A 6483-nucleotide genomic window follows, 5' to 3' on the forward strand; every position below is an offset into this window, starting at 1 on the left:
GCGGGCATGCACATCCAACCCGACGCTCGTACGCTCAGAAAACACCGGGCCTCCCGCAAATGTAGGCACTACCGGCCAGACTGCGCCCGGCCAGCGACCCACGACAACTTGCGAGCGAGGCCCGGACCCACGACCGGCACCTACATACCGTCTAGACCACCCGCCGCAACCCTGACCCACTTGCCGGCGGAGGAGCAGCCATCGCGGCCTCGACGGCAGCCGTGATCTCGTCGTCGAGGCCGCGCACCAAGTGCCCGTACCGGTCCACCGTCGTCTGGATCGACTCGTGACCTACCCGGTTCTGGATCGCGGGCAACGGGATCTTGGCGGCGATCAGCCACGCGACGTGAGTGTGGCGTAGGTCATGGATGCGTGGTCGCTTCGGCAGCCCCTTGTCGACCGCGGCCTGCACGGCAGGCTTCCACTTCCGGTTGTAGTAGTTCGCGTGCCTCCACTCGCCGCCCATGGCGGCACGGAACACGTAGTCCTCAGGACGACGGCCGGCCGCGAGCCGCCGCGCCATCTCGACTTGCGCGCGGGAGAGGGCGACCAGTCTCCGCGCCTTCCTTGTCTTCGGCGGCCCGAGATAGAACGCCGTCGCCGAGCCCTTCTTTGCCCGCTTCCACGCCCGCTGCACGTTGGCCGTGGGCACGTCGGCGTTGAGGTTCAGGTCCCGGACCTGTAGCGCGGTCGCTTCGCCCCACCGCATCCCGGTGCCGACGAGCCAGTCCGCGAGGTCTCGCGCGGCGGGGTCGGTGATCTCCGCGGCCACCCGGGCGTACTCGTCGCGCTCGAGAAAGCACATCTCCTCGTCGATGTGGTCGTCGATGCGGGGCAGGCGAGTGCCCTTGCACGGGTCCGTCGTGCGGAGCTGCGGCGTGGCTTCCACGGCGGCCTGGAAGATGCAGAAGAGGAGTCCGTGCCGGTTGCGGATGCCCTTGGGGTCGGCTTCCCGGCGGAGCCACTTCTCGGGGTCGCCGGGGTCCCGCTCGCCGTCCTCTTCCATCCGCACCCAGTCCGTGACGTCGTCTTGGGTCACGTTGCAGATGGTCGCCTCGAGCGCCCGGCCGTAGGGGTCGGTGTGCTGCACGAGGTCAGGTGCAGGTGGACCTCTCGGAGGTAGTCCTCGCGGGTGCGGTCGTCGATGCCGGTGAGCTGGTCCACGTAGCGGGTGGCGTAGTCGACGAGGGGTATGTCGCCGGGCGTGGGCGGGGTCTCGACGAACCCGTGTCCCTTGACCCAGCCGTGCGGCCACTTGTTCCCGTGTGCCTCGACGAGCGCTTTGAACTGTGCCGCTTGGGCTGCGCCTTGATCGCCGCCGAAGTTCTCGGTCTGCCAGACGCCGTCTTCGCGCCACTTCACCTGATAGGTGACGTCACCGTTCTTTTTGGGCCTCTCTGTGATGCTCGCCATGCAGGCGACGATAGGGCGCGGAACGCATGATCGGTTCCCGTGTTGTTCCCAAAGATCCGGGCATGACGAAGGGCTGACCCGTTTCTACAGGTCAGCCCTTGATCACTGAGGGTGAGTGACGGGACTCGAACCCAATCCTTTGGAGAGGCTTGGCCTGTGGGTATGCCCAAAGCGGACATCTGGGTTGCATTGGGCGTTTTCTCGATCGCATTGGATGTCGTCGGTGTGGCCACGCGTGTGGCCGCGTCCACGCCTTCCCAAGGGCGATCACTCGCGGCTTGAAGGAGCCCCGGATGCCTCTCGCGGACCGAGGCTCCCCACCTCTGGCGGTGGTTCTTGCGGATCACGACTCCGAGGGGGTCTCGGGAAGGAGCCCCGGCTCGGCGAGCAGGTCGTCCCACACGAAGTCGGGAGGGTTCCACAGCAGGGTCACGCCGTGCTCCTCGCAGTAGGCCCCGGTCTCGTCCTCGACGGGGAACTCATGGCCGCCATGGGGGCACTTCGTCATCGCGCCTCCCGTACAGCTTGGCGCAGGGCGGCGCCCTCGTCGCAGTTCGCCGGGCAGGCCCGGCACGTCAGGGTGTGGTCGTACAGAGCCTTGTACGCCTTCAAGTAGTCGTCTGTCATTGCTCCGTCCTCTCGGGCTGTGTCGAGATGGGCCCACAGGCCTCGTCCGTCCGTGTTCAGGCCGGAGGTGACCGAGAGGCCGCTGACGATGCTGAAGCCGGGGCCGTGGCTCTGGAGGAGGCTCAGCTCTGCCGAGCCGGCTGCCACCACCCGGGTCCTGGAGCCCGCCGTGGAGAGGGTCATCTCGACCGTCTCGGTCCCGCTCCCCGCCACGGAGACGAACAGCTCGTTGGCGACCTGCGGAGCGTCCGGGTGGGCTAAGCGGATCCCGACCCACTCGCGGACCTGGCGGGCTTCAGCCGGGTGCGCCTTGAACTCTCGGCGCCACGATTGTCCCGATTCAGGCATGGGTGTCCCCCGCTCCCCTGACTTTCTGTGTATCAGAAAGAGGATATGTGTTGCACAGATTGGCGGGCGGGGTTGGCGCAGGTCAAGCCAGACGGGGCAATATGTGTGCGCAGAAAGCGGCGATCACACGAGACGGTGGTGGGGCATGGAGCGGCCGGGGTACCTACGCATCGCTGCTGAGCTGCGGAACCTCATCAACTCCGGTGAGTACCGGATCGGCGATCAGATCCCGACGCTCCCCGAGCTCGCCGATCAGTACGAGGTCTCGCAGACCACGATCCGCAACGCCCTTGCGCTCCTGCGCAACGAGGGCCTGATCGAGACACGAGCCCGAGCAGGGACCCGAGTTCGAGAGCGGCCTCCGATCCACCGGATGACCACGGACCGGTACCGGAACAAGACGGGCGTCCCGTCCACGCCGTTCACCCGGGATCAGAACATCGGCTGGAGCGAGTACCGCTTGGACAAGAAGTTCGAGCGGGTGGAGGCCACGCCGGAGTTGGCGTCCCTCTTCGAGTGCGAGGTGGGAGAGTCGCTGCTGGCCCGCCACTTCGTCTTCTTCGACAACGACCAGCCCCACCAGATGAGCACCTCGTACGTGCGCTGGAGCGACGTGGAGGGCACCCCGGTGGCGGACCCGATCCACGAGCCCTGGCCGGGCGGCACCGTGGCCCAGATGGCCACCCTGGGCATCCAGGTCACCCTGATCAAGGAGTCCTTCACCTGCGGCATGCCGACCGAGCACGAGGCCAAGACCCTGAAGATCGGCTCCAGTGTGCCCGTGCTCAGGTACACGAGGCGCCACATCGCCCAGGACGGCCGGGTCGTTGAGGTGGCCTCCCCGATCGTGAGGCGCGGGGACACCACCGTGGTGGAGTTCGACATCCCCCTCAAGGGCTGACGGCCGGCTGGCGTTCGGTGCCGTCCTCTTCCAGTGCGGCTCGGGCTGCCTCGATGAACTCGTTCAAGGGGGTGGCTACATCTTGCGACATCAGGAATTGCTCAGTCGCTGAAGGGTCCTCCCTGCGCACTCGCGCCATGAGCATGGCGCACGCCACCACAAACTCAGCGGCGGCATCGTCGACGGGCTGGGGGCCCCAGATCGCGACAGCAGCACGGAGCTTGGCCATCTCGGTGGCCTGCCCCAATAGCGCGCCTGGAAGGTTTTCGTGCCCTCGGATCATTAGGTCAATGATCTGCTGTCCACCGGCCACGAAGTCGGAGTATGCCTTGGCGCGCGGTTCCCGACGTTCCCGGAGGCCTTCGAAGCGTCGTTGCTGAGCTGCCTCAGTCTCTTGGGACTTGAGCTGAAGGCGGGCTACTCGGAGGCTGAACCAGCTCGTCCCGATCGCCGTCAGGGCTGCGAGGCCACCACCGATGGCCGCACCCACGACGGCCGCAACTCCTGCATCCACACCGGGATTCTCACCGCCCGCGCCGATCACCGCAGGGAAACGAGGAGAACGCCCCCTCGCCTCCCGGAGGAGGCGAGGGGGCCGTGGCTACCTTCCCTTGATTCTTAGGTGAGGTAGCTGGAGCATGACTGCGCGACAGTATGCGGTGGCCACGCAGCGCAGGGGTGCCTTGTGGTGAGACACAGAAGAGTTGGGACGCGGCCGGAACAGATCGCGGCGGAGAGAGCGAGACCAGCGGAACGAGTTTGGACGCCCTCCGCAGAGCCCGAACGCCCACGGAAAGAGCGCCCTCGTGTCCCTCCACCGCAGGAGCCCGACGTGCACGACGCGGCGGAGGAGTCCGGCTGGACGTCAGAACCCGTCGATCCGCAGCGGTGGACCGGTCCTAGCCGCAGTGTGAGGGACATACCCTCTGGGCTTCCCGGTCTCGGCAAGCGGCGATAGAGACTCTGGCGTCAACCCCTGGGGACCTTGAGTTCTGCCCAGGACGCGGGCCCGGGAGGCCACGTGGCCGCCGAGCCGGTGAAGCCCAGCTTGCGCTGCCAGGCCTCGTACGAGGCCTTGTCGCCGGAGCCGATCGTGTCCTTGTTGGCGCTGCTCTGGTACCGGTTGCAGCCCACCGCCACCAAGCGGTCGTGCATGCGGGCCACGATCGGGCTCTTGCGGCCCATGGTGAACCAGGCGGCCCCGGGGAAGGGCTCGTACTGCTTGGCGGCCGGGGGCTTCGGAGCGGCCGGGAAGTCGAACCACGTGCCCGGGTCGGTGTGGTCGTTCTCGGGCACGCTGTTGTGCCCGTACCACCCGGCCTTGGTCTCCCAGGTGTGCTCGTCCCGGTGGCCGACGAAGCCGTTGGGCTTCCCCATCGGCCAGACGTCCGGGACGCCCCAGGACTTCACCCAGGCGTGCAGCTCGTCCCAGCCCTTGCCCGGGGTGTCGTCGAGCGACTCGTAGACCTTGCCGTTCACGCGGCACCAAGGGAAGAAGAGCCCCTCGATCTGGATCACCACCGAGCCGGCCCGGTTGGTCCTCGTCCCGCCGGGCTGGTCCACCACGGACTTCGAGCGACTGTTGGCCGGGACGAACTGAGTGAACTGGCCGGTGAACGGCGACCACAGGATGTGCGGGGCCATGGCCCGCCCACCACCGGAGAAGTACGAGCGGAGGTTGGCGAACGGGACGAGGTCCTGGGGCTTGGCCTTGGACGCGTTGCGGTCCCACGTGATGTGGGCAATCGCCTTGGCGGGGCCGCCATCGGTCGGGGCGTGGTCGCCTATGTCCAGGTGCTCAGCACCGGGGAGCCAAAGATCGGACACGGATGCTCCTTGGGTGTACGAGGGCATGAAAAAGCCCCCGGCGATGGCCAGGGGCGGAGGAAAGTCGAGCCCCTCCCGGCGGGGGGATGGGACCGGGAGGGACGGCTTGGGGGACGGCTCAGGAGGCCGTGGGCGGGTCCTCAGGGTGAGCCCGGAGGTACCGGAGGTAGGAGAAGAACCTGACCAGGAGGACGGCCGTCGTGGCCGCCAGGAGGCCGAGCGACAGCAGGGCGTCCCACCAGGGTCCGGCGTGACCAGTACCGCGGATTCCCAGCAGCAGGAGGGAACGGGCGTAGATCAGGCCGATGATGATGACCCACCCCGAGGAGTTGACCTCGGTGATCCGGAACGGGTGGCGGGGATGGTGAAGGGCGAGGAACCCGGCCGAGGCGGCCAGGCCGACGCCCAGGAGGACGTACAAGACGAGGGCGTAGAGCATCGGGCCTCCTTGCATCAGCCGTCGGTCAGCCGGCTCAGGACGATCGACTCGATCCAGTCGCTGTAGGAGTTGGCGCGGTTGTGGGCTCTGATCTGCTCCTTCACCCGGCGGCTCTCGGTGAGTTTGGCCTCGACCTCGGGACGGTGGGCCTGAGCCTGCTGGAGGGACTTCTCGGCGGCCCTCATCGCGGTCTCCGCCTCGGGAGACACCTTGGTGCGTCGGGTGAAGGGCCGCATGGTCAGGCGCTCCTGGGAAGTTCCGGCCGGTGTCCCAGCTCTTCGAGGAGCCGGGTCAGCGTCTTGCCCTGCTCGATCGCGACGCTCCCGTGCTCCTCGGCCTTGGCGAGCTGCTCACGGGTGAGCTGGTGCGCCTCGCGCTCCTTCTCGAACGCTTCGCGCCACTTGTCGCGGTCGGCGGTGAGCGAGGTCATCACGTACTTCGGGACGATCACGCCGAGGATCAGCAGGACCACGACTATGCCGACGATGCCGTACTGGGCGAACTGGCCTATCAGCTTGCCGACATCGGGGCCCGAGTCCTCGGCTGCGGCCAGCCTGAGCAGCTCAGGGAGTAACAAGGGGACCTCCTAGCGGGGTGTGCGCTGGAGGATCCGGCGCGTGTGGGGGGCATGCGAAAGCCCCAGCACGGTGGCCGGGGCTTCGGGGGGCGGGGATCAGCCTGCGTGGGTGTCGTGGATGTCGACCGCAGCCGGAGGCGTTGCGCCCCACGAGACGGCGGTGTTCGAGGGCAACACTGCCTTCGTGATGTCGGCCCCAGATGCTTTGATCTCCTCCGGGCCGTTCAGTTCCAGGTCACACAGGGGGCAACTAAGACAACACCGTTGCGTTTGAGTGTTGAGGTGCAGGTCAAGCCCTGGTGAATGACGCAACGGGACGTCCTGATAGATCAACTTGTTGCTGAGGCAAGG

At 67.2% G+C, this 6483-nt stretch carries 11 protein-coding genes; 1 reads left to right on the plus strand and 10 read right to left on the minus strand.

Translation table 11 applies throughout. The annotated features are described in order from the left end of the window. Positions 1–151: 151 nt before the first annotated feature. The 4 genes from ACWDA7_RS49165 to ACWDA7_RS49180 all read right to left on the minus strand — a co-directional run bounded on the left by ACWDA7_RS49165 (position 152) and on the right by ACWDA7_RS49180 (position 2388). Positions 152–1039 carry a site-specific integrase gene (locus ACWDA7_RS49165; protein WP_450614261.1) on the minus strand — a complete coding sequence of 296 codons (888 nt, stop codon included), beginning with the start codon at positions 1037–1039 and terminating at the stop codon, positions 152–154. Further along, positions 1036–1413, minus strand: a complete 378-nt coding sequence (locus ACWDA7_RS49170; RefSeq protein WP_450614263.1) for a hypothetical protein — start codon at positions 1411–1413, stop codon at positions 1036–1038. The genes ACWDA7_RS49165 and ACWDA7_RS49170 overlap by 4 nt, the downstream gene beginning before the upstream one ends. A gap of 343 nt (positions 1414–1756) precedes the next feature. Then, complete coding sequence (locus ACWDA7_RS49175; RefSeq protein ID WP_450614265.1) at positions 1757–1921, minus strand: hypothetical protein; 165 nt, start codon at positions 1919–1921, stop codon at positions 1757–1759. Beyond that, positions 1918–2388, minus strand: a complete 471-nt coding sequence (locus ACWDA7_RS49180) for a hypothetical protein (protein WP_450614267.1) — start codon at positions 2386–2388, stop codon at positions 1918–1920. Before ACWDA7_RS49180 ends, ACWDA7_RS49175 begins: the two co-directional genes overlap by 4 nt. A 145-nt stretch (positions 2389–2533) precedes the next feature. Between ACWDA7_RS49180 and ACWDA7_RS49185 the strand changes: the two genes are divergently transcribed. Continuing rightward, entirely contained in the window at positions 2534–3289 is a 756-nt protein-coding gene (locus ACWDA7_RS49185; protein WP_450614269.1) for a GntR family transcriptional regulator, read from the plus strand. Here the strand turns inward: ACWDA7_RS49185 and ACWDA7_RS49190 are convergent. The 6 genes from ACWDA7_RS49190 to ACWDA7_RS49215 form a co-directional block, all read right to left on the minus strand. Next, positions 3279–3779: a hypothetical protein gene (locus tag ACWDA7_RS49190; protein WP_450614271.1), complete on the minus strand. Its 501-nt coding sequence runs from the start codon at positions 3777–3779 to the stop codon at positions 3279–3281. The genes ACWDA7_RS49185 and ACWDA7_RS49190 overlap by 11 nt on opposite strands. Positions 3780–4258: 479 nt before the next feature. Then, positions 4259–5116 (minus strand): peptidoglycan-binding protein, encoded by an 858-nt coding sequence (locus tag ACWDA7_RS49195; protein WP_450614273.1) that lies wholly within the window; start codon positions 5114–5116, stop codon positions 4259–4261. 118 nt (positions 5117–5234) lie between these two features. Then, entirely contained in the window at positions 5235–5555 is a 321-nt protein-coding gene (locus ACWDA7_RS49200; RefSeq protein WP_450614275.1) for a hypothetical protein, read from the minus strand. A gap of 14 nt (positions 5556–5569) precedes the next feature. Continuing rightward, entirely contained in the window at positions 5570–5791 is a 222-nt protein-coding gene (locus ACWDA7_RS49205; RefSeq protein ID WP_361824138.1) for a DUF7620 family protein, read from the minus strand. A gap of 2 nt (positions 5792–5793) precedes the next feature. Continuing rightward, complete coding sequence (locus ACWDA7_RS49210) at positions 5794–6132, minus strand: hypothetical protein (protein WP_450614277.1); 339 nt, start codon at positions 6130–6132, stop codon at positions 5794–5796. Positions 6133–6228: 96 nt separating this feature from the next. Next, positions 6229–6483, minus strand: a 255-nt coding sequence (locus tag ACWDA7_RS49215; protein WP_450614279.1) for a hypothetical protein, incomplete at its 5' end; no start/stop codon positions are given.

The sequence above is a fragment of the Streptomyces sp. NPDC001156 genome (assembly GCF_053598275.1).

Bases quoted from the DNA above. Each gene is read 5' to 3' on its own strand.
- ACWDA7_RS49170 (WP_450614263.1), bottom strand. From the start codon at position 1,413: ATGGCGAGCATCACAGAGAGGCCCAAAAAGAACGGTGACGTCACCTAT.
- ACWDA7_RS49185 (WP_450614269.1), top strand. From the start codon at position 2,534: ATGGAGCGGCCGGGGTACCTACGCATCGCTGCTGAGCTGCGGAACCTC.
- ACWDA7_RS49205 (WP_361824138.1), bottom strand. From the start codon at position 5,791: ATGCGGCCCTTCACCCGACGCACCAAGGTGTCTCCCGAGGCGGAGACC.
- ACWDA7_RS49200 (WP_450614275.1), bottom strand. From the start codon at position 5,555: ATGCTCTACGCCCTCGTCTTGTACGTCCTCCTGGGCGTCGGCCTGGCC.
- ACWDA7_RS49175 (WP_450614265.1), bottom strand. From the start codon at position 1,921: ATGACGAAGTGCCCCCATGGCGGCCATGAGTTCCCCGTCGAGGACGAG.
- ACWDA7_RS49180 (WP_450614267.1), bottom strand. From the start codon at position 2,388: ATGCCTGAATCGGGACAATCGTGGCGCCGAGAGTTCAAGGCGCACCCG.